The sequence below is a fragment of the Pseudomonas sp. HR1 genome (genome assembly GCF_030175875.1).
Taxonomy (GTDB): domain Bacteria; phylum Pseudomonadota; class Gammaproteobacteria; order Pseudomonadales; family Pseudomonadaceae; genus Chryseomonas; species Chryseomonas oryzihabitans.
Map to the genome: position 1 here is coordinate 1 of NZ_JASNRF010000053.1, position 733 is coordinate 733.

2 protein-coding genes are annotated in these 733 nt (G+C 54.6%); both read left to right on the plus strand.

Features of this window, described 5'->3' with window-relative positions; translation table 11 throughout:
* The first annotated feature begins 37 nt into the window (after window positions 1-37).
* Window positions 38-268 carry a hypothetical protein gene (locus QKY98_RS23550; protein ID WP_017638800.1) on the plus strand — a complete coding sequence of 77 codons (231 nt, stop codon included), beginning with the start codon at window positions 38-40 and terminating at the stop codon, window positions 266-268.
* Between the two features lie 27 nt (window positions 269-295).
* Window positions 296-733: PBECR2 nuclease fold domain-containing protein (locus QKY98_RS23555; RefSeq protein WP_284671695.1), on the plus strand; the 438-nt coding region annotated here is incomplete at its 3' end.

Sequence of the window (733 nt, forward strand, 5' to 3'; positions counted from 1 at the left end):
ATTGATACGCGACTTTGCTATCAGGATATATTGAGTCATGGCGCTGACTATTCGTAACGTTACCGATGAGGAAATCGAGGCCTTTTCTGCTCTGACCGGAGAGAAAACAGCCTCTAAGGCAATCATCCAGGCTGCCAACTTAGGGGTTCGTAATACAGCCCGGCTAGAGGTCGCCAACCAGAAAATTGCCGAACTAGAGGCCCTAATCAGACGCATCGTCGGTCCCTGTGAAGCTATTGTCGAGGCGATCAATAGGCCAACCGAATGATGCCGTCATTGAAGTTTGGAGCTGGCAATGTCGGCTGAAACGCCCCGGATGATGATCCGTGAGGCTTCAGGCCAGCAGACTTGGAAGGAGCACCAGCTACCGGACCTTCGCTCCCTTACCCGCGAGCTTAGGGCGCTAGCTCCTGAGCTAGTAGCGCCAGCAGCAACTGTTGACGATGCGGTTGAGTGCATAGCTACTCAATTTGGGTTTACTGGCGGAGTCACCTCTGTGGATGTAACTACGCCTGTAGGTGCTGTGCGGATTCTACGGGACAGCCTTCCCCACATCGTCGAGAAGCGCGCGGATGCCAGGGAGAGGTATGTTGGCTATGCCCTGGATACCCTCACCGGCCCGTTCGAGGTCTGGAAGGTGCTCTATACCAATGACGACTACCGGCTGGCCTTCATCGGGGCATATGAGGCCAAGAATCAGATGCTTGTGGTCGTGACTGTGAAAGATGGGCTG

Bases quoted from the DNA above. Each gene is read 5' to 3' on its own strand.
- QKY98_RS23550 (WP_017638800.1), top strand. From the start codon at position 38: ATGGCGCTGACTATTCGTAACGTTACCGATGAGGAAATCGAGGCCTTT.